The organism is Streptomyces griseofuscus (assembly GCF_014673495.1).
Taxonomy (GTDB): domain Bacteria; phylum Actinomycetota; class Actinomycetes; order Streptomycetales; family Streptomycetaceae; genus Streptomyces; species Streptomyces murinus.
The window spans coordinates 967818-993793 of sequence record NZ_CP051006.1; the positions used below are offsets into that span (position 1 = coordinate 967818).

Sequence of the window (25976 nt, forward strand, 5' to 3'; positions counted from 1 at the left end):
GGCTCAGACCGTGAGCGGGCCGATGCCCAGGGCGAGCAGGGCGGCGACCTTGAGGAGTTCCAGGGCCACGTACCACAGGTGGCTGCGGGAGCGGGGCAGGTTCTCGCCCGCGAGGAAGCGGTCGGAGCAGCGGTTCAAGGAGGGGCGGACGGCCGCCAGTTGGGCCAGCGGGAGGACGGCGGCGGCCGCGGTCGGCCCGATGATCCAGGCGGGGGCGGCGCCCACCGCGACGGCGACGATCCCCACGACCGCGCACACCGCCTCGACCGTGTGCGGCGCCCGGAACACCAGTCGGCCGATGCCGAGCCCGACGGGGACGGACGTGGCGTTCATCGGCGTGTGCCCTTTCTAGGGTCCCGTGGTGCGGAGCCTGCCGCGCTCAAGTGGGCGTAGCAGGAGTCGGGTTCGGCGAACGGCTCCAGACGGGTCGCCGTCAGCGGCGCGTCGAGCCGGTCGAGGGCACCCTGGATCAGGCCGAGATGGAGGGGGCAGACCAACTCGCCGTGCTCCTCGGCCAGTTCGAGGAAGGGGCAGTGGCGGAGACGGATCCGCTCCGGGGTGTCCTCCCCCGCCGCCACCGGGCCGGGCTCCGACGCCGATTCCCGCTCGCCTCCGGGTGCGGACTCCGGAGCAGCTCCCGACGCGGACTCCGGCGCGGCGCCCGCCGCGGGCTCCGGTTCAAAGCCCAGGTCGGCGAGGAGCGCGAGAAGTCGGGTGACCGACCGCTGGGCCGTCGGCCGCTCGAACGGCGGCAGCGGGTCGACGAGGAAGCGGCCCCATTCACGGCCCGTCCCCATGGCCTGCTCGCGCGCCTCGGCCGGATCGGCGGACGTCCAGCGGCTGAGCAGCATCCGCGCCAGCAGCAGATATCCGCGGGCACCACCCCGGTCCATGCCGGGGCGGACGGTGTAGACGGTGCGCGGGCGGCCGGGGCCGGTGGACGCCTCGGCCCGGCGCTCGACCAGACCCTCGGCCACCAGGGCGTCCAGATGGAAGCGGACGGTGTTGGGGTGCACGCCGAGCCGCTCGGCCGTCTCCGTCACCCCGAGCGGCGCGGGTGCGGCGCGCAGCACGTCCAGCACGGCACGTCGGCGCGGGCTCTCCGCCATGTTCCGCCCCCTCTCACCTGCGTGTATTTTTTACAAATTCTACGTGTGGAAATTGTACGCTGGTCCCGGAGACCGAGGAGGGCAAGGGGTACGGATGACGAGCGAGGGGTGCAGATGACGTCAGAGGCCGAGCGGGCGGAACCGCTTCCGGAGCTCCTGTGCGACGCCCGGGCACTCGCCGAGGAGTCGCCGGTGCCATCCGGTGTGCTGTGGAAACTCGCCGAGAGCGGGCGCCAGTTGGATGCCAACGTGGTACGGATCGCGCCGGGCGGGCGGATCGCGGCGCACGCGGAGGGGCGACTGGATGTACTGCTGCTGGTCGTCGCCGGGGACGGGGTACTCGGCGCGGGCCCCTCGGACGCGCCCCGGCCGGTCGCCGAGGGCACCCTGGTGTGGCTGCCGCGCGGGTCCACCCGCAGCATCAGCGCCGGGGAACGGGGCCTGACCTATCTCACCGTGCACAACCGCCGCCCCGGTATGGGCATCACCGCCCGGCCCGCCGACGGCCCGTCCTGACCCATATCCGGACCGATCCGGACAGGGCTCAACCGGGATACGGCAGGCGCCCGTTGCCCCTGCGGGAGGTGCCACTAGGGTGCCCACGTGAGCACGTTTACCGACACCGATGAGAACGTCCCCGGCCGCCACGGCCCGCACGCGACCACCGAGGCCGACCCCCGCGAGGTCGGCCGGGTGCGCACCGAGTACTCCCCGGCCCACGACGGCGACCCGGACCCCGGCGAGATCGTGTGGACCTGGGTGCCGTTCGAGGAGAACGACGGCCGGGGCAAGGACCGCCCGGTGCTGGTCGTCGCCCGCGAGGCGGCGGGCACCTTCCTGGCGGTGCAGCTCTCCAGCAAGCGGCACGACGGCGACCGGGAGTGGGTGGCCATCGGCAGCGGCCCCTGGGACCGCTCGGGCCGGGACTCCTGGGTGGACGTGGACCGGGTGCTGCGCCTCTACGAGGACGGCATGCGCCGCGAGGCCTGCGCCCTGGACCGGATGCGGTTCAACCTGGTCCGGCAGCGGCTGCACGAGCGGTACGGCTGGACCTGACGGCCGACGCCGACCCCGGTCTCTCTAGACCCCGGCCGACGTGAACACCCGTACGAACGCCTGCCGTACCGTCGCCCGCGGAGTCCGGTCCAGGACTCCGAACACCACCCGCTCGAACGACCGCTCGAACCGGCCCCCGGTACCGAGCAGCTCCCGGAAGGCGCCCGCGACCTGCTCCGGGTCGTTCTGGAAGACGCCGCAGCCCCAGGCGCCCAGTACTAGCCGTCGGTACCCATGGGCCGCGGCGGTCTCCAGGACCCGCTCGGCGCGGGTCGCGAGGGCGGCCGGGATCTCGGCGGCGCGTTCGGGAGCCGTACGCCGCAGGACGCCCGCGTTCGGGGCGGCGGCGGTCAGGAAGCCCGCGTGGTAGGGCTCGGCGAGGAGCCGCCCGCGGTCGTCGCGGAAGACGGGGACGCCGGGGGTGTGGATCACCCGGTCGGAGTAGAGCGGGTCCCGGTCGGCGCGGTGATGGTCGTAGAACTCCCGGGCCTCCAGCAGACACGTGTACAGCGCGGAGGCGCGGCACAGGGCCTCTTCCTGGGCCTGGGCGCCGTTCAGATAGCCGCCGCCGGGATTTCTCGCCGAGGCGAAGTTCAGGACGGCGACCGGGGCGTCGGCCAGCCGCCGGGCCGCCTCGGTGCTGCTCTCGCCGGTCACCTCGACGACCGTGTCCAGGCCGGGTGCCGACGGCACCGGGACCGGCCCGGGGCCGTACATCCGGGTGCCGGTCCGGGCGGCCGCCGTCGCGTCCGCGAGGGACACCTCCCGGCCGTCCGGGAGCCGGTAGCGGCCCGCGGCCACGATCTGTTCCGTCTCCGCGGCGATCCCGCGGCAGGCGTGCGCTCATGGCGCCACCCCCGTGGACGCCATGACCGCGGCCCGCGCGGTCTCCCCCGTTGTGCTCATGCGGTCATCCTGGGTGATGCTGGTGGAGCGGTGCAACGGAGTTTCCCGGCCCCGGAGTCCGCCGCGAACGCGCACGGTCACGAAGATGACCGTTCCGGAACGCCCGGAAGGGCGCTCTTGTGCGATCCGGCACGAGGGTCTTGGCTGGGACGAGTGCCGGTCCGGCCGACCGAACGCCGGACCGCAGACATGGTGGAATCTCAGGAGGATCCCGACATGTCCGATGTGATGGACGAGGGTGGCGACTGTACGGGGCACCGTGCGACCGTCACCGAGGCCGAGGTGGACGCCCTGGTCCAGGGCATCTGCTTCAAGACCGGGCCGCCCCGGACCCTCGGTGTGGAGCTGGAGTGGCTCATCCATGACCGGGACCTGCCGCAGCGTCCCGTGACACCCGAACGACTGCGCGCGGCCTACGCGGCCGTGCGTGCCGTACCCCTCGGTTCGGCGCTCACCGTCGAACCCGGCGGCCAGCTGGAGCTCAGCTCGCCGCCCGCCGCCTCCCTGATGGAGTGCGTCGGCACCGTCTCCGCCGACCTCGCGGCCGTCCGCGCCGTCCTCGACGAGCAGGGGCTCGTCCTCGTCGGTCTCGGGCACGATCCCTTCCGCGTCCCGGAGCGGTTCCTGCGCGAGCCGCGCTACGACGCGATGGAGACCTGCCTGGACCGCACCGGACCGGCCGGGCGGCACATGATGCGTGCCTCCGCCTCCGTGCAGGTCTGCGTGGACGCGGGCCACGAGGAGCCGGGCCCGCTGGGGCACGGGCGGCGCTGGTGGCTGGCGCATCAGCTGGGCGCGGTCCTGGTGGCCGCGTTCGCCAACTCCCCGCTGATCGACCGGCTGCCCACCGGCTGGCTGTCCAGCCGGCAGCTGATGTGGGCAAAGATCGGCGCGGCCCGGGCGGGCGCGCCCCCGCCGCGCGAGGAGCCGCGGTCCGCGTGGGCCCGGCATGTACTGGACTCCCCGGTGATGTGCGTACGCCGAGACGGCGGGCCCTGGGAGGTCCCCGAGGGGCTGACCTTCCGGGAGTGGACACGGGGGCAGGGGTCCCGGCCGCCCACCCGGGCGGACCTCGACTACCACCTGACCACCCTGTTCCCGCCGGTCAGACCGCGTGGCCATCTGGAGCTGCGGATGATCGACGCGCAGCCGGGCGAGGACGGCTGGATCGTGCCGCTCGCGGTGACGGCGGCGCTCTTCGACGATCCGCAGGCCGCCGAGACCGCCTACCGCTGTGTGAAGCCCCTGGCCGAGCGGGCCCTGAACCTGCCGGCCCCGCACAATCCGCTGTGGAGCGACGCGGCCCGGCTCGGGCTCGCCGACCCGGAGCTGCGGGAGGTGGCCGCCGCCTGTTTCGCGGCGGCGCTCGACGCGCTGCCCCGGCTCGGTGCCGGCACCGAGGTGACGGGCGCCGTCGCGGGGTACCTGGAACGCTATGTCGCCCGGGGCCGCTGCCCGGCCGACGATCTGCTGGACGCGCTGCCCGGCACCCCTACCGCCCCGGCCGGGAGCGGCCCCGCCGCCCAGGGCAGGAAGGACGTTCCCTCATGACCGCCGCCAAGGCCGAGGCCACGACCGCGGAGCCGGACATCGAGGCGCTGCGCGAGCGTGCGCTGACCTCGCTCACCACCGCCCGGGACCGCACCACCTTGCTGACCACATGTGTGGACGAGCCCGATCTCACCGCGCAGCACTCGCCGTTGATGTCCCCGCTGGTGTGGGACCTCGCGCACATCGGCAACCAGGAGGAGCTGTGGCTGCTGCGGGCGGTCGGCGGGCGGGAGGCGATGCGCCCCGAGATCGACGGCCTGTACGACGCCTTCGAGCATCCGCGCGCGGAACGGCCCTCGCTGCCGCTGCTGCCGCCCGCGGAGGCCCGGCACTACGCGGCCGAGGTGCGCGGACGGGTCATGGACGTGCTGGAGTCCGCCGATCTGCGGGGCACCCGGCTGACCGAGGCCGGGTTCGCCTTCGGGATGATCGCCCAGCACGAACAGCAGCACGACGAGACGATGCTGATCACCCATCAGCTGCGCAAGGGGCCCGCGGTGCTGACCGCGCCGGACCCGGAGCCGGGGCCGCCGTTCACGGGTCCGGCCGAAGTCCTCGTCCCCGGCGGCCCGTTCACCATGGGCACCTCCAATGAGCCCTGGGCGCTGGACAACGAACGCCCGGCGCATCCGAGGGAGGTGGCGCCGTTCTGGATCGACACCACCCCGGTGACGAACGCGGCGTACCAGGCGTTCATCGAGGACGGCGGCTACGACACCGAGCGCTGGTGGACGCCGGAGGGCTGGGCGCACATCCGGCGGGGCGGCATCGACGCGCCGCTGTTCTGGCGCCGGGAGGGCGAGCGCTGGCTGCGCCGCCGCTTCGGCACCACCGAGGTGGTGCCGCCCGATGAGCCGGTGCTGCATGTGTGCTGGTACGAGGCCGACGCCTACGCCCGCTGGGCCGGGCGCCGGCTGCCCACCGAGGCGGAGTGGGAGAAGGCCGCCCGGCACGACCCGGCCACCGGCCGCTCCCGGCGCTACCCCTGGGGCGACGCCGACCCGGGCCCGGAGCACGCCAACCTCGGCCAGCGGCACCTGGGTCCCGCCCCGGCCGGCAGCTACCCGGGGGGGGAATCCCCGCTCGGGGTACGACAGTTGATCGGCGACGTGTGGGAGTGGACGGCGAGCGACTTCCTGCCGTACCCGGGGTTCCAGGCGTTCCCTTACAAGGAGTACTCGGAGGTGTTCTTCGGCGCCGAGCACAAGGTGCTGCGCGGCGGTTCGTTCGCCGTGGACCCGGTGGCCTGCCGGGGCACCTTCCGCAACTGGGACTATCCGATCCGGCGGCAGATCTTCTCCGGCTTCCGCACCGCCCGTTCGGAGGCCGTCTGATGTGCCGTCACCTCGCCTATGTGGGAACCGAGTCGCCGCTGGGGCGGCTGCTGACCGAGCCCCCGTACAGCCTGTTCCGGCAGTCGTGGGCGCCGCGGCGGCAGCGGTACGGGACGGTCAACGCCGATGGCTTTGGCGTGGGTTGGTACGCCGAGGGCGATCCCGAGCCGGCCCGCTACCGGCGGGCCGGGCCGATCTGGGCGGACCTGTCCTTCACCGATCTGGCCCGGGTGGTGCGCTCCGGCGCGGTACTGGCCGCCGTACGGGACGCCACCCTCGCGGGGGCGGACGCGGAGGCCGCGGCGGCGCCGTTCGCCGCGGGGCGCTGGCTGTTCAGCCACAACGGGGCGGTCGCGGGCTGGCCCGACGCGGTGGCACCGCTGGTGCCCACGCTTCCCCCGGTCGACCTGCTGTCGCTGTCCGCACGCACCGACTCGGCGTTCGTCTGGGCCCTGGTGCTGCACCGGCTGCGCACCGGGGCGGACCCGGAGCGGGCCCTGGCGGAGACGGTGCGCGAGGTCGCGCAGGCCGCCCCCGCCTCCCGGCTGAACCTGCTGCTGACGGACGGCACCACCATCGCCGCCACCGCCTGGGGCGACAGCCTCTGGTACCGCACGGAGCCCGGTCACGGCACGGTCGTCGCCTCCGAGCCCTATGACGACGACCCGCTGTGGCGGGAGGTCCCCGACCGCACCGTGCTCACCGCGGACAGCACCGGTGTGCTGCTCGCCCCGGCGGCGCGCCCGGCCGCCGTACCACCTAAGGAGCCCTGCACGTGAGCCCTCTGCACGTCACCCGCACCCTCCCCGAGGACGCGACGGAGGCCGCGCTGCGCGCCGATGTCGAACACGGCCTGACCGACGATCCCAAGTGGCTGCCGCCGAAGTGGTTCTACGACGCCCGGGGCAGTGAACTCTTCGACCAGATCACCGAGTTGCCCGAGTACTACCCCACCCGTGCCGAGCGGGAGATCCTGGCCGCCCGGTCCGGTGAGATCGCCGCCGCGAGCGGAGCCAGGACGCTGGTCGAACTGGGCTCGGGCTCTTCGGAGAAGACCCGCTATCTGCTGGACGCCCTCACCTCACTGGCCGCGTACGTGCCGGTCGACGTCAGCGAGAGCGCCCTCACCCAGGCCGGGCGGGCGCTCATCGCGGAGCGCCCCGACCTGGAGGTGCACGCGCTGATCGCCGACTTCACCGCGCCGCTCGACCTGCCCCCGACGCCGGGCCCCCGGCTGGTGGCGTTCCTCGGCGGCACCATCGGCAATCTGCTGCCCGCCGAGCGCGCCGCGTTCCTCGCCTCGGTGCGCGCCCTGCTCGAACCCGGCGACGGCCTGCTGCTCGGCACCGACCTGGTCAAGGACGAGCAGGTCCTGGTGCGGGCGTACGACGACGCGGCCGGGGTGACGGCCGCGTTCGACAAGAACGTGCTGAACGTCGTCAACCGCGAACTGGGCGCCGACTTCGACCCGGACGCCTTCGAGCATGTGGCGCTGTGGGACGCCCGCCGGGAGTGGATCGAGATGCGTCTGCGCTCGCGCACCGCGCAGACCGTGAAGGTGCCCGCGCTGGGCCTCGCGGTCGAGTTCGCGCCGGGCGAGGAGCTGCGCACCGAGGTGTCGGCGAAGTTCCGCGAGGAGGGGGTGCGCCGGGAACTGGCCGCCGCCGGGCTGGGGTTGACCCATTGGTGGACCGATGCGCAGGACCGGTTCGCGCTGTCGCTGAGCGTGGCGCGGTGAGCGGATCAGAGGTTCGGGGTGAGTTCCTCGGTGATCTTCTGTGACGCCCGGCGGGCCTCCGTCGCCGGGTCGCCCCCGTTCAGCACCCTGGTCATGTACTGCTTGATCGGGTTGTCGGCCTCGACGTCCGCCCACTGAGGGGTGTTGGGGGTCGCCCTGCCGTGTGCCGCGCCCGCGGCCATGGCGGCGACCCCCTCCTCGCCGGAGACGGCGGAGGCCAATGTGGTCTTGTTGGGCACGTAGTTCATGGTGCGGGCGAGTTCGGTGTCCCACTTGGCGCCGGTGAGCGCCCCGACCACGGCGGTCGCGGCGAACTGGTCCTTGGTGTTCTGCGGGACGACGAGGTCGGAGCCGCCGGTGAACACCGCGCCGGGCCGGGAGGCGTTCGGTCCGGGCACCGGGAAGTAGCCCAGCTTTCCCTTGAGTTCCGGGTTCTGCTTCACGATCGCCTGGGCGAGTCCCGGTACGGCGACGATCTGCGCCACCTTGCCGCCCGCGAACACCTTGGCCTGGGGCGGGTGTTCCTCGTCGGCGCCCTTGGGCCCGTCACCCAGTGACTGGAGCCGCCGGTAGAAGTCCATGCCGCGCAGCGCGGCGGGGGTGTCCAGGGCGCCCTTCCACTGGTAGTCGCCGACCTTGCGGGCGAGGTCGCCGCCCTCGTCCCAGATGAAGCCGGAGAGCGTGTACCAGTCCTGTCCGGCGAGGTAGATCCCCTGGTTCGGGCCGGAGTCGAGCTTCTCGGTGTCGGCGAGCCATTCGGCGCGGGTGCGCGGCGGCCGGGCGATGCCGGCCTGGGCGAACAGGTCCTTGCGGTAGACGACGACGCGGTTGGCGGCGTACCAGGGGATGCCGTACTGGGAGCTGCCGTCCTTGCCGGGTTCGGCGAGGCCGGGCAGCCACTTGTCCTTGCCCCAGTCGCGCATCGACTCCAGGGTCAGGTCGGCGAGTCGGCCGCCGTCGGCGTACAGCGGCACCTGGGTGTTGCCGACCTCGATCACGTCGGGCGCGTCGCCGGAGGTCTCCGCGAGCGCCTTGCGGACCTTCGCCACGATGCCGGTCCAGTCCTGGACGCGGATGTCCAGGCGCAGGTCCGGATGGGTGTGTTCAAAGTCCTTGGTGAAGCGGTCGAGGAAGTCCGCCGAGGCGCTGTCCTTCATCAGCCACACGGTGACGGTCTCGCGCTGATGGGTGCCGGGGAGCATCCCGCAGCCGCTGACGAGGCAGCCGGTGACACAGCCGAGGGCGAGCAGACGACGTCTCACGAGGGGTCCTGTTCTGTCTGGCATGGCGCATGCGCACAGGGGTGAAGACCCGACGTGGGGGGACGAGCGCACAGGCTCGTACGGGTGTGGCTGGATTTTGGTATGGACCAATGCCGAGGTCAAGGGGTGTCGGTGATTACGCGAGGTCACGGTCGCCACGCCGTGCGGAGCGGGCCGGGATGCGGCACCGTGGAGTACGACGTGTCCCCGGCCCAAGGAGCCCCCCGATGACGGACCACACCTACCGGGTCACCGAGATCGTCGGCACCTCGCACGAGGGCCTCGACCAGGCCATCCGCAACGGCATCACCCGCGCCGGCCAGACGCTGCGCAACCTGGACTGGTTCGAGGTGACACAGGTCCGCGGCCAGATCGAGGACGGGCGGATCGAGCACTACCAGGTGGGCTTGAAGGTGGGCTTCCGCATCGAGGACGGCGACTGACCCTCCCGCCTCAGGTACGGCCCTCCTTCTCCTGGGCCTCGCGCAGCGCGGCGGAGTCCTCGGCCCAGCGGGCCCGCACCACGGTGAATCCGGCGCGTTCGGCGTCGTCGCACACCACCGCGTCGTCGTCCACGAGGAAGCGCACCTCGCGGCTCCGGGCGAGCCGGCGCAGGGTCGCGAGCTTGGTGAACCGGGCGGGCCTGCGGTCCGCGTCGCCCCGCATGTGCAGGTCTCCCGCGGGCAGTTCATGCGCGGCGAGCCAGTCCAGGGTGTCGCGCCGGTACCGCTCCGGACGGCCGGTCAGATAGACGACCTCGCAGTCCCGCGCGCTGCGCCGGGCCAGCTCGACGCCCTCGGCGAGCGGCGGGTCCGCGGGCGCGGCACCGAAGAACCCGTCCCAGTCCTTGGGCCGCCGCTGGAGGAAGTGCTGCCGGTGGGCGGTGTCCGCCAGGGTGTTGTCCAGGTCGAACACGGCGATCGGCCGTGCGCTGTTGTCGCTCACACCAAGACCTTAGCCACCTGCGGGAATCCGCGGGCGGTCAGCGCGTTGAACCGTATGTGAGCAGTTCAGTGATCGCCCGGACCCGGTTCTCCGTCCTCGACCGTTCGCGCATCCGGCAGGGGCACTCGCCCGCCGAGGCGCTGCGGGACACCGTGGCGCTTGCGCGGCAGGCGGAGGCGCTCGGCTACCACCGGTTCTGGGTGTCCGAGCACCACGGTGTGCCCGGTGTCGCCGGTTCCGCGCCGACCGTGCTGGCCGCCGCCGTGGCCGCCGCCACCCGGACGATCCGGGTGGGCACCGGCGGAGTGATGCTGCCCAACCACCGGCCGCTGGTCGTCGCCGAGCAGTTCGGGGTGCTGGAGTCGCTGTTCCCGGGGCGGATCGACATGGGTCTCGGGCGTTCGGTGGGCTTCACGGACGGGGTGCGCCGGGCGCTCGGCCGGGACAAGGAGGACGCCGAGGACTTCGGGGCCCAGCTCGACGAGCTGCTCGGCTGGTTCTCCGGGGCGTCCCCCACGGGAGTGCGCGCCCGGCCCGCGGACGGTCTGCGGGTGCCGCCGTTCGTGCTGGCCCTCGGCGAGGGCGCGGCGATCGCGGCGCGGGCCGGACTGCCCCTGGTCATCGGGGACCTGCGCGGCCGGGAGCGGCTGCTGCGCGGTGTCGAGCGCTACCGTGCCGCATTCCGCCCCTCCCCCTGGGCGGCCGAGCCGTATGTGGTGATCTCCGGGACGGTCGCGGTCGCCGGCACCGAGGAGGCGGCGCGACGGCTGCTGGTCCCGGAGGCCTGGTCGATGGCGTACGCCCGCACGCACGGCACCTTCCCGCCGCTCGCCCCGGCCGAGGAGACCGAGGCCCGCGCGCTGACCGCGCGGGAGCGGGAGGCGTACGACGTCCAGCTCGCCGGGCAGCTCGCGGGCACGCCGGACCAGGTCGCGCACGAGCTGGAGGGGGTGCTGAAGGAGACCGGCGCGGCCGAGGTCCTGGTCACCACCAGCGGCTACGACCGTACGGCGCTGCTGGACTCCTACCGGGCGCTGGCCGCGCTCTTCGCTCCCGCTGCCTGACCCCGGGGGGCGCGCCCCGAGATGCGAGGCGGGCCCGCGCCGGTGAACCTGGGAGGGCAAGTACGTAAGCCGAGGAGGAGGACCGCCATGTCCTTCATGGACAAGCTCAAGGGCATGATCAAGGGCCACGAAAGTCAGGCCGACAAGGGCATCGACAAAGGCGGCGACTACATCGACCAGCGCACCGGCGACAAGTACCAGAAGCAGGTCGACGCCGCTCAGGACAAGGCGCGGGACGAGTTCGGCACCCGGCAGGACCCGGGCAACCCTCCGCGAACCTAGCGTGCGGGGGCGGATAGGGTGTGTCTTCCATGCACCACAGCCCCCATGATCCCTACGTCCGCGTGCGCGGCGCCCGTGAGCACAATCTCCGGGGCGTCGACGTGGATGTCCCGCGTGACGTACTGGCCGTGTTCACCGGGGTGTCCGGCTCGGGGAAGTCGTCCCTGGCGTTCGGCACCATCTACGCCGAGGCCCAGCGCCGTTACTTCGAGTCGGTCGCGCCGTACGCCCGCCGGCTGATCCACCAGGTCGGCGCGCCCAAGGTCGGTGAGATCACCGGGCTGCCGCCCGCGGTCTCGCTCCAGCAGCGCCGAGCGGCCCCCACCTCGCGCTCCTCGGTGGGCACGGTCACCAATCTCTCCAACTCCCTGCGCATGCTGTTCTCGCGTGCCGGGGAGTACCCGCCGGGCGCGGAGCGCCTGGATTCCGACGCGTTCTCGCCGAACACGGCGGCGGGCGCCTGCCCCCGCTGCCACGGTCTGGGGCAGCTGCACGACACCAGCGAGGAATTGCTGGTGCCGGACGACTCGCTGTCGGTGCGCGAGGGCGCGATCGCCGCGTGGCCGGGTGCCTGGCAGGGCAAGAACCTGCGGGACATCCTGGACGCGCTCGGCTACGACGTGGACGTCCCCTGGCGTGAACTGCCCGCCGAGCAGCGGCACTGGATCCTGTTCACGGACGAGCAACCGGTCGTCACGGTGCATCCGGTGCGGGACGCGGAGCGTATCCAACGCCCCTACCAGGGCACGTACATGAGCGCCCGCCGGTATGTGCTCAAGACGTTCGCCGACACCAAGTCGCCGACCCTGCGCGCCAAGGCGGAGCGTTTTCTGACCAGCGCGCCCTGTGCGGGGTGCGGGGGCAGCCGGCTGCGGCCCGAGGCGATGGCGGTGACCGTCGGCGGCCGCACCATCGCCGAGCTGGCGTCGCTGCCCCTGACGTCCCTCGCCCGGCTGCTGGACGGCGAGTCGGAGACGGCGCGTGTCCTCACCGAGGACCTGAAGTCACGGATCGCGCCGGTGGTCGAGCTCGGTCTCGGCTATCTGAGCCTGGACCGCGCCACGCCCACCCTCTCGGCGGGCGAACTGCAACGGCTGCGGCTGGCCACCCAGTTGCGGTCCGGACTGTTCGGTGTGGTGTACGTGCTGGACGAGCCGTCCGCGGGACTGCACCCGGCGGACACCGAGGCGCTGCTCACCGTGCTGGCCCGGCTGAAGGCGGCGGGGAACTCGGTGTTCGTGGTGGAGCACCATCTGGAGGTGGTGCGCGGCGCGGACTGGCTGGTGGACGTGGGGCCCGGCGCGGGCGAGCACGGCGGGCGGGTGCTGTACAGCGGGCCGCCCGCCGAACTGGCCTCGGTCGAGGAGTCGGCGACGGCCGCGTTCCTCTTCGACGAGGCGCCGGGGCCGCCGCGTGAAGTGCGGGAGCCGCGCGGCTGGTTGAAGGTCGGCCCGGTGACCCGGCACAACCTGCGCGAGGTGACGGCCGCGTTCCCGCTCGGCGCGTTCACCGCCGTCACCGGGGTCTCCGGATCCGGGAAGTCCACGCTGATCGGGGAGTTGACGCAGGACTTGGAGGGCGTCGACCGGCTGGTGCGGGTCGACCAGAAGCCGATCGGCCGTACCCCGCGCTCCAATCTGGCCACGTACACCGGGCTGTTCGACGTGGTGCGGAAGGTGTTCGCGGCGACGGACGAGGCGCGGGCGCGCGGATACGGGGTCGGGCGGTTCTCCTTCAATGTCGCCGGGGGCCGCTGCGAGACCTGCCAGGGCGAGGGGTTCGTCAGCGTCGAGCTGCTGTTCCTGCCGAGCACGTACGCGCCCTGCCCGGACTGCGGCGGCGCCCGCTACAACCCCGAGACGCTCCAGGTGACGTACCGGGGGCGGAGCATCGCCGAGGTGCTGGACCTCACGGTGGAGGCGGCGGCGGAGTTCTTCGCGGACGTCCCGGCCGCCGCCCGCAGCCTCGGCACGCTGCTCGATGTGGGCCTCGGCTATCTGAGCCTCGGCCAGCCCGCGACCGAACTGTCCGGCGGCGAGGCGCAGCGGATCAAGCTGGCGAGCGAGCTTCAGCGCGGTCGCCGCGGCCACACCCTGTATCTGCTGGACGAGCCGACCACCGGGCTGCATCCGGCCGATGTCGAGGTCCTGATGGACCGGCTGCACGGCCTGGTCGACGACGGGCACACGGTCGTCGTGGTCGAGCACGACATGACGGTGGTCGCCGCCGCCGACTGGGTCATCGATCTCGGCCCGGGCGGCGGCGACCGGGGCGGCCGTGTCGTCGCCGCGGGGCCGCCGCAGCGGGTGGCCGGGGCGGAGGGCAGCGCGACGGCGCCGTATCTGGCCCGGGTGCTGCCGTAGGGGACGCCCCCGAGGGGCTGCCCCTGCCTGGTCATCCCCTCCTGGTCCCCCCAGCTCATCCCCTCCTGGTCATCCCCGGCCGTTGACCAGGACCGCGTGGGGCCAGGTCGGGGCGGGGGTGATCGGCTGGGCCGCGGTGGCGAGGGCGCGCCGGTCGGGGTGGGTGTCCGGGGGGATCAGCGGGCGCACCTGGACCTCGGCGACCAGTCCCCGGGTGCGGGCCACCCGCCACAGGGAGGCGAGCAGGGTGTCCTCGCCGACGAACGCCGCGGCGGTGCCCGTACCGCCGTCCTTCAGCCAGTACCGCAGACGGACCGGCTGCACGGGCACGCCCGCGTCCAGCGCCGCCTGGAAGACGGCCCGGTGGAAGCGGCCGTGGGCGCGCCCGCACCAGGTGCTGCCCTCCGGGAACGCGGCCACGGCGGACCCGGTGCGCAGGGCGTCGGCGATCACCGCGACCGTGCCGGGCAGGGCCCGCAGCCGGTCCCGTTCGATGAACAGGGTCCCGCCCCGCGCGGCCAGCGCGCCCGCCACCGGCCACCGCCGTATCTCCGTCTTGCCGAGCATCCTGGCCGGCCGTACGGCGGTCAGCAGCGGGATGTCCAGCCAGGACACATGGTTGGCGACCAGCAGCAGCCCGCCGCCTGGCGCGACCGCGCCGGTGATGCTCGCCCGTACCCCGAAGGCCCGTACGACGGCCCGGCACCAGCGCCCGATCCACTCGGCGGGGATCCGCCGCCCGAGTGGGGACAGGGCGATCCCGGCCAGCACCAAGGCGGCGACGGCGGCCAGCCGCAGCACGGCACGGGGTGCGGCGACGACGGCGGGCGCCGGTTCCACACAGGCGTCCGGGGTGCAGGGCGCGGTGGGCAGCCAGACGCTCATCAGGCCGGCACGAGGGAGAGGAAGTGCCGCAGATAGCGCGGATTGACCCGGCGCATCGGCAGCAGCACATACAGGTCGGCGACCCCGAAGTCCGCATCGTGCGCGGGCTCCCCGCACACCCAGGCGCCGAGGCGGAGGTAGCCGCGCAGCAGGGCGGGCAGTTCGGTGCGCCCGGCGGGGGCCTCGGCGTTCGGGGTCCAGGGCGAGAGCGGTCGTACCCGGAACTCCTCGGGCGCCAGGTGCTTGGCGCGCACCCGGTCCCAGGTGGCGGTGGCGAGGGCGCCGCCGTCGGCGAGCGGGATCGAGCAGCATCCGGCCAGCCACTCATGGCCCCGGTCGGTCATGTAGCGGGCTATGCCGGCCCAGATCAGGCCGATGACCGCGCCGTCGCGGTGGTCGGGGTGCACACAGGAGCGGCCGACCTCGACCAGGCCGGGCCGGATCGTGTCGAGCGCGTCGATCGTGAACTCGCCCTCGGAGTACAGCCGTCCGGCGGCCGCGGCCCGCTCGGGCGGCAGCAGCCGGTAGGTGCCGACGACCTGCCTGGTCACCGTGTCGCGGACCAGCAGATGGTCGCAGTGGGCGTCGAAGGCGTCGATGTCGTGGCCCGGCCGCGGGGTGGCGAGCACGGCGCCCATCTCCCCGGCGAAGACGTCGTACCGCAGCCGCTGCGCGGCCCGCACATCGTCCTCGTCGCGGGCGAGCGCGACGGTGTAGCGGGCGGGTGCCAAGGGCCCCGGGGGACGGTCGAGGGTGGATACGCCGGTCATGGCTCTCTCCTGGTCACGGGGCCGGTTCGGCGGCAGCGGCGGCGGACCGGTGGTCCGCGGCCCGCCGTTCCTGTTCTTCCGACGCCGGTTGGCCGGCGCGTGACGGGTGCCGGGAGAGCGGATGTGGGAATGCTGAACGGCCAGGGCCGCCAGGCGGCTACTCGCCCGGCGACCCCTCGGTCGCACAGTCGGCGAGCAGCCGCGCGGCCTCCTCGGGCGCGAGGACGCGTTCCAGGACGAGGTCGCCGCTCATGTGCGGGAAGAAGCGGCCTGCGGGCCAGCTCCGCTGGTACGGCGGCGGGTCAAGGACGAGGAGCCGGGCGCCGTCCACGACCGGGATGTCCGCGGGGGTGCCCTCGTTCCACACCCACTCCCCGGTGGGGCTGACCAGGTTGAAGGAGCCGGTGGTGGGCACCTGGCCCGGCTGGTCGCGGCAGACGGCGGCCTCCTCGGCGGAGGGGGCCTGGCCGGGGAGGTGGCCGCCGCCGATCAGCACGTCGGCGAGCAGGGTGTGCAGCTGGAAGTTGTCGCCGAGTCCGCTCATCCGCAGCGCGAAGCCGGTGCCGGTGGCGCGGTCGAGGACGATCAGCGGTTCGTCGTCGAGGACGAGCAGGGCGTGGTGGAGGCACTTGAACGCGTCTCCGGATGCCTCCTGCACCGCGCGCAGCCCCGTGAGCAGTGCGGCGCGCCGCTCGGTGCCGAGCGCGGTACGCACGGCGGCGTGGTTGAGCACGGCGACGCAGGCCATCTCCCACTGGGGCAGCGTCAGCCAGGCCAGGGCGGCCTCGGGGCCGACCCGGTCGAACAGCCCCGGGTCCTGTTCCCCCTCCGGGTCCGGCAGTTCACCGCCGCCGGTCGCCGCCCAGCGCTCGCCGAACTCTCGGACGCCCGCGAGCGCCTCCGCGAGGCCGTCGAAGATGTGTGGCGCGCAGGCGGTCGGATCGGCGCCCCGCTCCACGCAGGCGCCGACGATCACGGCCACGGTGCCGCGCGGTCCCGGCGGTATCCCGGGCAGCAGCGCGGCGAGGCGCCGTGCGGCCCGCTCGGTCTCCTGCGCCTTTGCCCCCTGGAAGTGCCGGTGCAGCTCCTGGAACGCGTGCTCGGCACGATCGGTGTCACGCTCCCGCACAGCGGTCTCGAACCCGGCGACGGCTTCCAGGAACCGCTCCCTCCCCTTGTTTCCGAAGATCATGAGCGGAGGGTACAGGCGCGGGAAACACGAGACGGGGCCGGGTGAGCACCACCCTCCCGGCCCCGCCCGCTCGCCCCTGTCGGCGAACGGTCGTGTGTGCGAGCGGCGTTACCGCTTGCCCGCCTTCCGGGTGGCCCGCAGCCACTCCCGGTTCATGCCGGTGATGGACATCAGCGGAATGCCCTTGGGGCAGGCGGTGGCGCACTCCCCCGTCAGGGTGCAGCCGCCGAAGCCCTCCTCGTCCATCTGCGCCACCATGTCGAGCACCCGGGTCTCCCGCTCGGGCGCGCCCTGCGGCAGCACATTCAGATGGTTGATCTTGGCCGAGGTGAACAGCATCGCCGCGCCGTTGGGGCACGCCGCCACGCAGGCTCCGCAGCCGATGCACTCGGCGTGCTCGAACGCGAAGTCGGCGTCCGCCTTCGGCACCGCCGTGGCGTGTGCCTCGGGCGCGGATCCGGTGGGCGCGGTGACATAGCCGCCGGCCTGGATGATCCGGTCGAACGCGGACCGGTCGACCACGAGGTCCTTGATCACCGGGAATGCGGCGGCCCGCCAGGGCTCGATGTCGATCGTGTCGCCGTCCTTGAAGGACCGCATGTGCAGCTGGCAGGTGGTGGTCCGCTCGGGTCCGTGCGCGTCGCCATTGATCACCAGGGAGCAGGCACCGCAGATGCCCTCGCGGCAGTCGTGATCGAAGGCGACCGGGTCCTCGCCGGAGAGGATGAGCCGCTCGTTGAGAAGGTCCAGCATGTCCAGGAAGGACATGTCGGACGAGATGCCGTCCACCTCGTAGGTGGACATCGTGCCGTCGGCGTCGGCGTTCTGCTGCCGCCAGACGCGCAGGGTGAGCTTCATGCGTAGCTCCGCTGGGTGGGGTGGACGTACTCGAAGACCAGGTCTTCCTTGTGCAGGACGGGAGCGGAGCCCGTACCGGCGAACTCCCAGGCGGCCGCGTAGGCGAACTCCTCGTCCGTGCGGGCGGCTTCGCCGTCCGGGGTCTGGGACTCCTCGCGAAAGTGGCCGCCGCAGGACTCGGCGCGGTGCAGCGCGTCGAGGCACATGAGTTCGGCGAGTTCGAGGTAGTCGACGATGCGGTTGGCCTTCTCCAGCGACTGGTTGAACTCCTGGCCGGTACCGGGGACCTTGATGCGCCGCCAGAACTCCTCGCGGATCTGCGGGATGCGCTCCAGGGCCTTGCGCAGCCCCTCGTCGGTGCGGGCCATGCCGCAGAACTCCCACATGATCTCGCCGAGTTCACGGTGGAAGGAGTCCGGGGTGCGGTCGCCGTCGACGGCGAGCAGCAGGTTCAGCCGGTCCTCGGTCTCCGCCAACACCTCCTGCACGGCGGGGTGTTCGGGGGTGACCGGGGCCTGGTGGGGGTTGCGGGCCAGGTAGTCGTTGATGGTGGCCGGGAGCACGAAGTAGCCGTCGGCCAGGCCCTGCATCAGGGCGGAGGCGCCGAGCCGGTTCGCGCCGTGGTCGGAGAAGTTGGCCTCGCCGACCGCGAACAGGCCGGGGACGGTGGTCTGGAGGTCGTAGTCGACCCACAGTCCGCCCATCGTGTAGTGCACGGCCGGGTAGATCCGCATCGGCACCTCGTACGGATCCTCGTCGGTGATCCGCTGGTACATGTCGAAGAGGTTGCCGTACTTGGCCTCCACCGCTCCCCGGCCCATCCGCTGGATCGCGTCGGCGAAGTCCAGGTAGACGCCCTGGCCGCCGGGGCCGACCCCCCTGCCCTCGTCGCAGACGTTCTTCGCGGCGCGGGAGGCGATGTCGCGCGGGACCAGGTTGCCGAAGGAGGGGTAGATGCGCTCCAGGTAGTAGTCGCGCTCCTCCTCGGGGATCCGGTTCGGCGGGCGGTCGTCCCCCTTGGCCCTGGGCACCCAGATCCGGCCGTCGTTGCGCAGCGACTCGCTCATCAGGGTGAGCTTGGACTGGTGGTCGCCGGTGCGCGGGATGCACGTCGGGTGGATCTGCGTGAAGCAGGGGTTGGCGAAGTAGGCGCCGCGCCGGTGCGCCCGCCAGATCGCGGTCGCGTTGGAGTTCATGGCGTTGGTGGACAGGTAGAAGACATTGCCGTAGCCGCCGGAGGCGAGGACGACCGCGTCCGCGAAGTACGTGTCGATACGGCCCGTGATCAGGTCCCTGGCCACGATGCCGCGCGCCCGCCCGTCCACGACGATCAGGTCCAGCATCTCGGTGCGCGGATGCATCTCCACGTTCCCGGCGGCGATCTGCCGCGACAGCGCCTGGTAGGCGCCGAGGAGCAGCTGCTGGCCGGTCTGGCCGCGGGCGTAGAAGGTGCGGGAGACCTGGACGCCGCCGAAGGAGCGGGTGTCGAGCAGGCCGCCGTACTCACGGGCGAAGGGCACGCCCTGGGCCACGCACTGGTCGATGATCTCCACCGAGATCTGCGCCAGGCGGGCGACGTTGGACTCGCGGGCGCGGAAGTCGCCGCCCTTGACGGTGTCGTAGAACAGCCGGTGGATCGAGTCGCCGTCGTTGCGGTAGTTCTTCGCCGCGTTGATGCCGCCCTGCGCGGCGATGGAGTGGGCGCGGCGCGGGGAGTCCTGGTAGCAGAACTGGACGACGTGGTAGCCCTGTTCGGCCAGGGTGGCGCCCGCGGAGCCGCCGGCGAGGCCGGTGCCGACCACGATGACGGTGTGCTTGCGCCGGTTGGCCGGGTTGACCAGCTTGGCCTCGAAGCGGCGGGTGTCCCAGCGCTCGTGGATCGGTCCCGCGGGGGCCTTGGTGTCGGCGACGGGTTCGCCGGTCGTGTAGTTCACGTAGTCGGTCATGTCAGCTCACCACTCCGGTCATGACGCCCACGGGTACGGCGATGAAGCCGGCCGTGAGCAGCAGCGCGAGTACGTTCGCGGTGGTCTTCAGTGCGCGGTCGCGGGCGCGGCTGCCGACGCCGAGGGTCTGCGCGGCGCTCCAGAAGCCGTGCCGGATGTGCAGGCCGAGCGCGAGCATCGCGACGATGTAGATCACGTCCCCGTACCAGGTGGAGAAGGTGTCCACGACGTTCTGGTACGGGTGGCCGGGCTGGAAGCCGCCGGAGTGCACGGTGCCGGTGGTCAGGTCCAGGATGTGCCAGACGATGAACAGGCCGAGGATGATCCCGCCCCAGCGCATGGTGCGCGTGGCGTAGCTCGCCCGGGGCCTGCTGTGGACGTACTTGCTGGGCCGTGCCTTGATGTCGCGGCGGCTGAGCTGGTACGCGGACGTGGCGTGGGCGACCACGGCGACGACGAGGACGACCCGGATGATCCAGAGCGTCCACTCGTAGTGCATGAAGGGTTCGCCGACGGTGCGCAGCCAGTGGGCGTAGTGGTTGAACTCGTCCGCCCCGAAATAGATCTTCAGGTTTCCGATCATGTGCACCACCAGGTAGAGCAGCATGATCAGACCGCTGACGGCCATCACTGTCTTCTTGCCGACGGAGGAGTCCCACATCGTGCGCGCCATGGACGGCCGTCGGTCCGTCCGCGTTGCCAGAGCCATGGAACAGCACGCTAGGGCCGAACGTCCCGATCGGTCCAAGACATGGTGCGGCTCGTTTCCATAGGCTGAGGCTATCGTTGCTGTATGCAGCTCCAGCAGCTCCAGTATTTCGTGGCCGTCGCCGAGACCCGGCACTTCACCCATGCCGCCGAGCTGGTGCATGTGGCACAGCCGTCGCTGTCGCAGCAGATCAAGGCGCTGGAGCGGGAGCTGGGCGCGGATCTGTTCCTGCGCGCGCGGGGCAACATCACGCTCACCGACGCGGGCGAGGCGCTGCTGCCACTGGCCCGGCGGATCCTCGCCGACGCGGACACCGCCCGGCAGGAGGTGCAGGAGCTGGTGCAGCTGCGCCGCGGCCGGGTGCGGCTCGGTGCGACGCCGAGCCTGTGCACGGGTCTGCTGCCGGATGTGCTGCGCGCCTTCCACGACCGCTATCCGGGCATCCGGCTCATGATCGAGGAGGGCGGCTCCCACGACCTGGTGCGGGAGCTGGCCCGGGGCGCGCTGGACCTCGCGCTGATCGTGCTACCGCTGCCGACGCCGTCGCCCGCGCTGACCACGCGGGAGGTGCTGCGCGAGGACCTGGTCGTCGTCTCCTCCCCGGAGGCACCGGCGCCCGGCCGGGGCGGGCGGATCGTGCACATCGCCGACCTGGAGCGGGAGCGCCTGGTGATGTTCCGGCACGGGTACGACCTGCGGGAGCTGACCGTCGCGGCGTGTCGCTCCGCCGGGTTCGAGCCGGAGTTCGCCGTCGAGGGGGGTGAGATGGACGCGGTGCTGGGGTTCGTGCGGGCGGGGCTCGGGGTGGCGGTCGTACCCCGGATGGTCGCCATGCGGGCGGGGCTGGGGTTGCGGGTCACTCCGCTCGCTCGGCCGGGGTTGGATCGGGTGATCGCGTTGGCGCATCGCAGCGACGTGGCTCCGCCGAGGGCGGCGCGAGAGCTTCAGCGGATGTTGCTGGAGCGGTGAGGGAGCTTGGTGCGGGGTGCGTCAATACAGCCCCGCGCCCCTGGTGGGGGGCTGCGCCCCCCACACCCCCGCGATCATCCCTTCGCGTCCGCCAACGCCAGGTCATGCAGCCGCTCCGGGGGGCCCGGGCGGGCGTAGTACCAGCCCTGGGCCGTGTCGCAGCCCAGGACGCGGAGTTGTTCGGCCTGGGCGCCGGTCTCCACGCCCTCGACGGTGACGGCGAGGTCGAGGCTGTGGGCGAGGGTGACGATGCCCTCGACGATCTTCAGGTCCACGGGGTCGGCGGGGAACTGCTGCATGCCCTGGGTGAAGGAGCGGTCCAGTTTCAGGACGCTCACCGGGAGGCGGCGCAGATTGGCCAGGTTCGAGTAGCCGGTGCCGAAGTCGTCCAGGGCGATGTCCACGCCCATCTCGGCGAGTCTGCGCAGGGGTTTGAGCAGATCGTCGTCGGCGCCGATGAGCGCGGACTCGGTGACCTCCAGGCACAGCGCGTCGGGGGTGACGCCCGCGCGTTCGAGGATGTCCACCGTGTCCTGGACCAGACCGGGGTGGCTGAGCTGGCACGGGGACAGGTTGACGTTGATCCGCAGCGGCCCGGCGTCCTGGCCGCCGTGCCGCACCCGCCAGGCGCGGGCCTGCCGGATCGACTCCTCCAGGACCCAGCGGCCGAGCGGCACGATCAGCCCGGTGTGCTCGGCGAGCGGGATGAAGCGGTCGGGCCCGAGCACTCCGTGCTGCGGGTGCAGCCAGCGCACCAGCGCCTCCGCGCCGCGCACGCTGCCGTCGCCGAGGTGCACCAGCGGCTGGTACTCGATGAAGAACTCGCCGCGTTCCAGGGCGGCGGGCAGGGCCGTGGTCAGGCCGTGCCGGGTGATGGCGCGGGCGTCCGCCTCCGGGTCGGCCAGCTCGCAGCGGTTGCCGCCCGCCGACTTGGCCCGGTACATGGTGATGTCCGCGCTGCGCAGCACCTCGGCGGCCGTACGCTCGCCCGCCGGGCCCTCCACGATGCCGAGACTGCCGCGCACCAGCAGGTCGCGGCCGTCGATGCTGATCGGAGTGACCAGCGCGTTCATGATGCGCTCGGCCAGCTCGTCCACGGTGCGGTCGGTACCGGGGCCGGTGGTCAGCGCCACGAACTCGTCGCCGCCGAGCCGGGCGACCATCTCGCCGGGCGCGGTCGCGCAGGACTGGAGACGGTCGGCGACCTCCACCAGGAGCCGGTCGCCGGCCGCGTGGCCGAGGCTGTCGTTGATGGTCTTGAAGCCGTCCAGGTCGAGGTAGCACAGCCCGAAGCGCTGGCCGTCCCCGGCGGCGAGGACCTTCTCCAGCCTCTCGAAGAACAGGGTGCGGTTGGGCAGTCCGGTGAGCGCGTCGTGCGTCGCCTCGTACCGCAGCCGCAGATTGAGCAGCCGGCGCTCGGTGGTGTCCTCCATGAGCGCGAGCTGGTACTGCGGTCTGCCGTCGGCGTCGCGCAGCAGGGAGACCGTCAGATTGGTCCACAGCACCGTGCCGTCGGGCCGGTTGAAGGCCTTCTCCAGGTGGTAGTGCTCGCGGTCGCCGCGGACCAGTTCGTCGTAGAGCCGCCAGGTCTGGGGGGCGTCGTCGGGGTGCGTCCAGTCCTGCACCCGGCGGCCGCGCAGCGACTGCTGGGTGAGCCCGAACATGCGCAGCAGCGCCTCGTTGACCTGGAGGATGTGGCCGTCGAGGTCGGCGATGCCGATCCCTATGGCGGCGCCCTCGAAGACCGCGCGGAACCGGGCCTCGCTCGCGTGCAGCGCCTGTGCCACCACGCCCTGGGCCCGCAACGCGGCCTGGGCGATGGCCTCTTGCTCGGCGAGGGTGCGCCGGCGCAGCGCGTGCGCGTAGCCCGCGGCCATCGCGTGCTGCAACCGCGAGGAACGCATGCGCAGTTCGTCCTGCGGGCCGTCTCCGCCGCAGTAGAGCACCAGGTAGGCGTCCACGCAGTCCAGGGTGCGCGAGAGCGCCTCGGGGTCGGTGCAGTGCGCCTCGACCAGGGCGGCGCCGACCGCCTTCGCGGCGTCCGCGTCGAAGCTGCGGACTCGCAGCAGCTCGCTCAACCGGCGCGCGAGCGGAAGGAGTTGTTCCTCGAACTCGGCGCGGGTGAGCGACGTCGAGGTCACCGGGTACAGCGCCCGGCTCCAGATCGTCGTCAGCCGGCGCAGTCTGTCCTCCGGCCCGTCCGGTTCCGCGCTCACGCCGTACGCCCCACGCCGGCGTATCCGGCGAAGGCGAACGGATCCTCGTCCTCCGGCGCGGATTCCGGGCGCCAGAGCGGCATCGGCACCAGTCCGGGTTCCACCATGTCGTACCCCTCGAAGAACCGCGCGACCTCGTCGCGCGAGCGCATGATCAGCGGGTTGCGAATGTCCTTGTATACGTCCACCGCGCCCTCGGCCCGCTCCGCGGACACGGGGATTCCCTCGTACGAGGCATGGGTGAGGATCAGCATGCTGCCGGGCGCGAGTGCCTCGCGCAGTTCGGCCACCGCCCCGTAGGGGTCGTCCGCGTCTTCCACGAAGTGCAGTATGGCAACGAGGAGGAGAGCGACTGGCCGGTTCAGGTCGATCAGGCGGCCAACTTCGGGGCTGGCGAGGATCTCCTGCGGCTTGCGCAGGTCCGCCGTGGCCACGTCCGCGGTGTCGTTGCCCGCGAGGACGGCCTGGCTGTGCGCGACGGCGACCGGGTCGTGGTCGACGTAGACGACATGCGCGCCGGGGACGGCGGCCTGGGCTATCTCATGGACATTGCCGTACGTCGGGATGCCGGAGCCGATGTCCAGGAACTGGGTGATGCCCTCCCGCCCCGCGAAGCGCACGGCCCGGCGCAGGAAAGCCCGGTTGGCCTGCATCGTCTTGGGCAGCCCCGGCATGAAGTCCATGGCCTTGCGGGCGGCCTCCCGGTCGACCTCGAAGTTGTGCGAACCGCCCAGGTAGTAGTCGTAGATGCGCGAGACGCTCGGCACCGAGATGTCGATGCTGCGTGGGACCCAGGCGGGACGCTCCATTATCTCTCCAAGGCGGGGACGTGGACGTAGGCGATCCGGTGTTCGAGCAGAGGCTACTGATCGCCCGCCAAAGGAGCGACCTGAACCGGAAATTGACCATCCGTTCCCGGTCACTGCCTGCGGGAAGTGCCCGGCCGACCCCGCTCGGTGACGTCCGGGCCCGGGGACCGCGTCGACCGCCGTCCACCGCACGCCATCGGGACGGGTGACGCCTCGCGGGGCCCTCTGTTCGACGATCCGGTGATGCCCTCGTGTGGATGAAGGGTCGAACTGGGGTGCCTTCTCAGCCATGTCGGACTCATCCGATCGTCAAACCGCTGATCGGCTTTATCCCTCCTTCGGACCAATATCGCCGCAGTCCGGGTTACGGCCGCCGCGCGCGTCCCATGATCTTCGGGTGCATGGACTCCACGTGACCCGACGCCCGCCCGCCCCAAGGGTGTTGGCCCTCCTGGCGCTGGCCTGCGCTCTGACGGGCTGCCCGGTCGGCCATGCGTCGGCCGACGCCTGCGCGTACGCCTCCACGGGGCCGGACGGCACGGTGGCGGTGGCCTCGGCGGGCGATGTCTCGGTCGTGGCCTCGGGGGGTGGCGGCTCGGCCTTCGCGGGCGGTGCCTGGGCCTTCGAGGGTGCCGGCTCGGCCTCCGCCGACGGCCCGTCGGCCCCGGCGGGCGGTGTCCCGGTCGCCGTGGGGGGCGCCTCGGTGACCCTCTCCGGCGGCCGTCATCACCGGCCGGCTCCCCCGTACCACCACCACCGGCCGCCGCACCGGCACTGCCCACCGCCACCCCCGCCGACGTGCCCACCGACCCCGACGCCGACCCCCACACCCACCCCGACCCCGACCCCTGCTCCGCCCCCTACGCCTTCGCCGAAGCCGAAGCCGAAGCCGACGCCGACGCAGCGGCCCACACCGAAGCCCGCGCCGCCCGTCCGGGCGCCCCGGCCGACGCCCACCCCGCCTCCCCCGCCCACGCCGAAGCCCGTACCGGCCCCGAAGCCGAAGCCCAAGCCCGCACCCGCACCGCGGCCTTCGCTCGCGCCGGTGAGCTTCCCGGCGTACCACCCGCATCCGGCCAACCGGCCCGCCCCGGGCCACACCGCGCCCGTCACCTACGTCCTGCTCATCGCCGTACCCGCGATCGTCGCCGTCGTGGCCCTGCGCCCGCGCTGACCCGTCGGGCAGTTCACCTCTGGAGGTATCCGTTGTCGGATTGGCTTGTTCTCGTCCTCGGGATGCTGGGCGCCTGTGTCGTGGTGGTCCTCGTGACCTTCGTACGGCACCGGCGGGCGCCCGAGGACGAGGACCCCAATGAGACCCCGGACGTCATCGAGTACATGACGATGTGGATCGGCGTCGTCTACGCGATCGTCCTGGGTCTGGCCATCGCGGGCGTGTGGGAGGCGCGTGACTCCGCCCAGAGTTATGTGCAAACCGAGGCGCAGGCGCTGCACGAGATCTCGGAGCGGGTGCGGGTGTATCCGCCGCAGACCCGAGACCTCATCCGGGCCGATGTCAACTCCTATGTCAGCTATGTCGTGCACTCCGAGTGGCCCACGATGGCCCACCAGGAGCGCATCACCGACCATGGGACCGCGCTGCTCCAGAAGGTCCGCGAGGACGTCACCGACTACCGGCCGAAGAACGACTTCGAGGCGCAGGCGTACCAGCCGCTGCTGGATCAGATGGCCGCCGCGGACCAGGCCCGCAACGCGCGGGGCGATTCGACGGGCGCCACCATGCCCTCGGTGGTGTGGTGGGGGCTGCTCACCGGCGCGGTGATCACCGTCGGGATGGTGTTCGCGCTCCAGATCCGGCGCACCAAGAGGGAGTTGCTCCTGGCCGGGCTGTTCTCCGCGACCATCGCCTTCATGCTGTTCCTGATCTGGGACCTGGACGCCCCCTACAGCCGGGGCATCGCGGTGACCGCCGAACCGTTCCTCAATCTGTTCCCGGGCATCACCAGCTGACCGGACCGGGCACAGCCCGACAGCACAGGAGTCCCGGACCG

25 protein-coding genes and 1 pseudogene are annotated in these 25976 nt (G+C 72.5%); 13 read left to right on the forward strand and 13 right to left on the reverse strand.

Annotation, left to right across the window (positions count from 1 at the left end):
• Positions 1-3 precede the first annotated feature (3 nt).
• A complete protein-coding gene (locus HEP81_RS04275) occupies positions 4-333 on the reverse strand; it encodes a hypothetical protein (protein ID WP_190275942.1) in 330 nt (109 codons plus the stop codon).
• Positions 330-1109, reverse strand: coding sequence for a helix-turn-helix transcriptional regulator (locus HEP81_RS04280; protein ID WP_037656983.1), 780 nt, complete (start codon positions 1107-1109; stop codon positions 330-332). Before HEP81_RS04280 ends, HEP81_RS04275 begins: the two co-directional genes overlap by 4 nt.
• 114 nt (positions 1110-1223) lie before the next feature.
• Here HEP81_RS04280 and HEP81_RS04285 point away from each other — a divergent pair, with 114 nt between their 5' ends.
• Positions 1224-1625, forward strand: a complete 402-nt coding sequence (locus HEP81_RS04285; protein ID WP_037656981.1) for a cupin domain-containing protein — start codon at positions 1224-1226, stop codon at positions 1623-1625.
• An 87-nt stretch (positions 1626-1712) separates the two neighbouring features.
• Positions 1713-2165 carry a type II toxin-antitoxin system PemK/MazF family toxin gene (locus HEP81_RS04290; protein ID WP_037656979.1) on the forward strand — a complete coding sequence of 151 codons (453 nt, stop codon included), beginning with the start codon at positions 1713-1715 and terminating at the stop codon, positions 2163-2165.
• Between the two features lie 24 nt (positions 2166-2189).
• Here HEP81_RS04290 and HEP81_RS04295 read toward each other — a convergent pair.
• Positions 2190-3012, reverse strand: a pseudogene (locus tag HEP81_RS04295) (TIGR02452 family protein).
• A gap of 275 nt (positions 3013-3287) precedes the next feature.
• On the opposite strand from HEP81_RS04295, the gene egtA reads away from it, so the two are divergent.
• From egtA to egtD, 4 genes are read left to right on the forward strand one after another with little or no spacing between them, the layout of a single operon-like run.
• Positions 3288-4622 carry an ergothioneine biosynthesis glutamate--cysteine ligase EgtA gene (gene egtA / locus HEP81_RS04300; protein ID WP_037656975.1) on the forward strand — a complete coding sequence of 445 codons (1335 nt, stop codon included), beginning with the start codon at positions 3288-3290 and terminating at the stop codon, positions 4620-4622.
• The gene (gene egtB, locus HEP81_RS04305; RefSeq protein WP_037656973.1) at positions 4619-5956 is read left to right on the forward strand and encodes an ergothioneine biosynthesis protein EgtB; all 1338 of its coding nucleotides are present in this window, start codon (positions 4619-4621) and stop codon (positions 5954-5956) included. Before egtA ends, egtB begins: the two co-directional genes overlap by 4 nt.
• Positions 5956-6735 carry an ergothioneine biosynthesis protein EgtC gene (gene egtC, locus HEP81_RS04310; protein WP_037656971.1) on the forward strand — a complete coding sequence of 260 codons (780 nt, stop codon included), beginning with the start codon at positions 5956-5958 and terminating at the stop codon, positions 6733-6735. The genes egtB and egtC overlap by 1 nt, the downstream gene beginning before the upstream one ends.
• The gene (gene egtD / locus HEP81_RS04315) at positions 6732-7694 is read left to right on the forward strand and encodes an L-histidine N(alpha)-methyltransferase (protein WP_037656969.1); all 963 of its coding nucleotides are present in this window, start codon (positions 6732-6734) and stop codon (positions 7692-7694) included. Before egtC ends, egtD begins: the two co-directional genes overlap by 4 nt.
• A 5-nt stretch (positions 7695-7699) precedes the next feature.
• Here egtD and HEP81_RS04320 read toward each other — a convergent pair whose 3' ends face one another.
• Positions 7700-8956, reverse strand: coding sequence for an extracellular solute-binding protein (locus tag HEP81_RS04320; RefSeq protein WP_037656967.1), 1257 nt, complete (start codon positions 8954-8956; stop codon positions 7700-7702).
• 227 nt (positions 8957-9183) lie between these two features.
• Between HEP81_RS04320 and HEP81_RS04325 the strand changes: the two genes are divergently transcribed.
• Positions 9184-9399, forward strand: a complete 216-nt coding sequence (locus HEP81_RS04325; protein WP_037656965.1) for a dodecin — start codon at positions 9184-9186, stop codon at positions 9397-9399.
• 10 nt (positions 9400-9409) lie between these two features.
• On the opposite strand, the gene HEP81_RS04330 is transcribed toward HEP81_RS04325, so the two are convergent.
• The gene (locus HEP81_RS04330) at positions 9410-9901 is read right to left on the reverse strand and encodes a phosphatase domain-containing protein (RefSeq protein ID WP_037656964.1); all 492 of its coding nucleotides are present in this window, start codon (positions 9899-9901) and stop codon (positions 9410-9412) included.
• Between the two features lie 56 nt (positions 9902-9957).
• Here HEP81_RS04330 and HEP81_RS04335 point away from each other — a divergent pair, with 56 nt between their 5' ends.
• The 3 genes from HEP81_RS04335 to HEP81_RS04345 all read left to right on the forward strand — a co-directional run bounded on the left by HEP81_RS04335 (position 9958) and on the right by HEP81_RS04345 (position 13610).
• On the forward strand, positions 9958-10965 hold the full coding sequence (locus HEP81_RS04335) for an LLM class flavin-dependent oxidoreductase (RefSeq protein ID WP_037656963.1): 1008 nt from the start codon (positions 9958-9960) through the stop codon (positions 10963-10965).
• An 87-nt stretch (positions 10966-11052) separates the two neighbouring features.
• Positions 11053-11247: an antitoxin gene (locus tag HEP81_RS04340; protein ID WP_037656962.1), complete on the forward strand. Its 195-nt coding sequence runs from the start codon at positions 11053-11055 to the stop codon at positions 11245-11247.
• Positions 11248-11276: 29 nt separating this feature from the next.
• Positions 11277-13610, forward strand: a complete 2334-nt coding sequence (locus HEP81_RS04345; protein WP_037656961.1) for an ATP-binding cassette domain-containing protein — start codon at positions 11277-11279, stop codon at positions 13608-13610.
• A 69-nt stretch (positions 13611-13679) separates the two neighbouring features.
• Here HEP81_RS04345 and HEP81_RS04350 read toward each other — a convergent pair whose 3' ends face one another.
• The 6 genes from HEP81_RS04350 to HEP81_RS04375 form a co-directional block, all read right to left on the reverse strand.
• Positions 13680-14495 (reverse strand): lysophospholipid acyltransferase family protein, encoded by an 816-nt coding sequence (locus tag HEP81_RS04350; RefSeq protein ID WP_037656959.1) that lies wholly within the window; start codon positions 14493-14495, stop codon positions 13680-13682.
• Positions 14495-15265, reverse strand: a complete 771-nt coding sequence (locus tag HEP81_RS04355; protein WP_037656957.1) for a GNAT family N-acetyltransferase — start codon at positions 15263-15265, stop codon at positions 14495-14497. Before HEP81_RS04355 ends, HEP81_RS04350 begins: the two co-directional genes overlap by 1 nt.
• Positions 15266-15422: 157 nt before the next feature.
• On the reverse strand, positions 15423-16457 hold the full coding sequence (locus tag HEP81_RS04360; protein ID WP_051850232.1) for a hypothetical protein: 1035 nt from the start codon (positions 16455-16457) through the stop codon (positions 15423-15425).
• A 108-nt stretch (positions 16458-16565) separates the two neighbouring features.
• On the reverse strand, positions 16566-17315 hold the full coding sequence (locus HEP81_RS04365; protein ID WP_037656955.1) for a succinate dehydrogenase/fumarate reductase iron-sulfur subunit: 750 nt from the start codon (positions 17313-17315) through the stop codon (positions 16566-16568).
• Positions 17312-19261, reverse strand: a complete 1950-nt coding sequence (locus HEP81_RS04370; RefSeq protein WP_037656954.1) for a fumarate reductase/succinate dehydrogenase flavoprotein subunit — start codon at positions 19259-19261, stop codon at positions 17312-17314. Before HEP81_RS04370 ends, HEP81_RS04365 begins: the two co-directional genes overlap by 4 nt.
• 1 nt (position 19262) lies before the next feature.
• Entirely contained in the window at positions 19263-19934 is a 672-nt protein-coding gene (locus HEP81_RS04375; RefSeq protein ID WP_037656952.1) for a succinate dehydrogenase, read from the reverse strand.
• A gap of 120 nt (positions 19935-20054) precedes the next feature.
• On the opposite strand from HEP81_RS04375, the gene HEP81_RS04380 reads away from it, so the two are divergent.
• Complete coding sequence (locus HEP81_RS04380) at positions 20055-20939, forward strand: LysR family transcriptional regulator (RefSeq protein ID WP_037656950.1); 885 nt, start codon at positions 20055-20057, stop codon at positions 20937-20939.
• A gap of 74 nt (positions 20940-21013) precedes the next feature.
• On the opposite strand, the gene HEP81_RS04385 is transcribed toward HEP81_RS04380, so the two are convergent.
• Positions 21014-23155, reverse strand: coding sequence for a putative bifunctional diguanylate cyclase/phosphodiesterase (locus tag HEP81_RS04385; RefSeq protein WP_037656947.1), 2142 nt, complete (start codon positions 23153-23155; stop codon positions 21014-21016).
• On the reverse strand, positions 23152-23964 hold the full coding sequence (locus HEP81_RS04390; RefSeq protein WP_037656945.1) for an SAM-dependent methyltransferase: 813 nt from the start codon (positions 23962-23964) through the stop codon (positions 23152-23154). The genes HEP81_RS04385 and HEP81_RS04390 overlap by 4 nt, the downstream gene beginning before the upstream one ends.
• 1045 nt (positions 23965-25009) lie before the next feature.
• On the opposite strand from HEP81_RS04390, the gene HEP81_RS42095 reads away from it, so the two are divergent.
• Together HEP81_RS42095 and HEP81_RS04400 are read left to right on the forward strand one after the other, a co-directional pair.
• On the forward strand, positions 25010-25138 hold the full coding sequence (locus HEP81_RS42095) for a hypothetical protein (protein WP_259332543.1): 129 nt from the start codon (positions 25010-25012) through the stop codon (positions 25136-25138).
• A 32-nt stretch (positions 25139-25170) separates the two neighbouring features.
• Positions 25171-25935 carry a bestrophin-like domain gene (locus tag HEP81_RS04400; RefSeq protein WP_078967421.1) on the forward strand — a complete coding sequence of 255 codons (765 nt, stop codon included), beginning with the start codon at positions 25171-25173 and terminating at the stop codon, positions 25933-25935.
• Positions 25936-25976: the final 41 nt, after the last annotated feature.

What these genes read in the sequence shown, in the direction of transcription:
- HEP81_RS04275 (WP_190275942.1), bottom strand. Translation starts at nt 333, where the DNA reads ATGAACGCCACGTCCGTCCCCGTCGGGCTCGGCATCGGCCGACTGGTG.
- HEP81_RS04280 (WP_037656983.1), bottom strand. Translation starts at nt 1,109, where the DNA reads ATGGCGGAGAGCCCGCGCCGACGTGCCGTGCTGGACGTGCTGCGCGCC.
- HEP81_RS04285 (WP_037656981.1), top strand. Translation starts at nt 1,224, where the DNA reads ATGACGTCAGAGGCCGAGCGGGCGGAACCGCTTCCGGAGCTCCTGTGC.
- egtA (WP_037656975.1), top strand. Translation starts at nt 3,288, where the DNA reads ATGTCCGATGTGATGGACGAGGGTGGCGACTGTACGGGGCACCGTGCG.
- egtB (WP_037656973.1), top strand. Translation starts at nt 4,619, where the DNA reads ATGACCGCCGCCAAGGCCGAGGCCACGACCGCGGAGCCGGACATCGAG.
- egtC (WP_037656971.1), top strand. Translation starts at nt 5,956, where the DNA reads ATGTGCCGTCACCTCGCCTATGTGGGAACCGAGTCGCCGCTGGGGCGG.
- HEP81_RS04325 (WP_037656965.1), top strand. Translation starts at nt 9,184, where the DNA reads ATGACGGACCACACCTACCGGGTCACCGAGATCGTCGGCACCTCGCAC.
- HEP81_RS04340 (WP_037656962.1), top strand. Translation starts at nt 11,053, where the DNA reads ATGTCCTTCATGGACAAGCTCAAGGGCATGATCAAGGGCCACGAAAGT.
- HEP81_RS04345 (WP_037656961.1), top strand. Translation starts at nt 11,277, where the DNA reads ATGCACCACAGCCCCCATGATCCCTACGTCCGCGTGCGCGGCGCCCGT.
- HEP81_RS04350 (WP_037656959.1), bottom strand. Translation starts at nt 14,495, where the DNA reads ATGAGCGTCTGGCTGCCCACCGCGCCCTGCACCCCGGACGCCTGTGTG.
- HEP81_RS04355 (WP_037656957.1), bottom strand. Translation starts at nt 15,265, where the DNA reads ATGACCGGCGTATCCACCCTCGACCGTCCCCCGGGGCCCTTGGCACCC.
- HEP81_RS04360 (WP_051850232.1), bottom strand. Translation starts at nt 16,457, where the DNA reads ATGATCTTCGGAAACAAGGGGAGGGAGCGGTTCCTGGAAGCCGTCGCC.
- HEP81_RS04365 (WP_037656955.1), bottom strand. Translation starts at nt 17,315, where the DNA reads ATGAAGCTCACCCTGCGCGTCTGGCGGCAGCAGAACGCCGACGCCGAC.
- HEP81_RS04370 (WP_037656954.1), bottom strand. Translation starts at nt 19,261, where the DNA reads ATGACCGACTACGTGAACTACACGACCGGCGAACCCGTCGCCGACACC.
- HEP81_RS04375 (WP_037656952.1), bottom strand. Translation starts at nt 19,934, where the DNA reads ATGGCGCGCACGATGTGGGACTCCTCCGTCGGCAAGAAGACAGTGATG.
- HEP81_RS04380 (WP_037656950.1), top strand. Translation starts at nt 20,055, where the DNA reads ATGCAGCTCCAGCAGCTCCAGTATTTCGTGGCCGTCGCCGAGACCCGG.
- HEP81_RS04390 (WP_037656945.1), bottom strand. Translation starts at nt 23,964, where the DNA reads ATGGAGCGTCCCGCCTGGGTCCCACGCAGCATCGACATCTCGGTGCCG.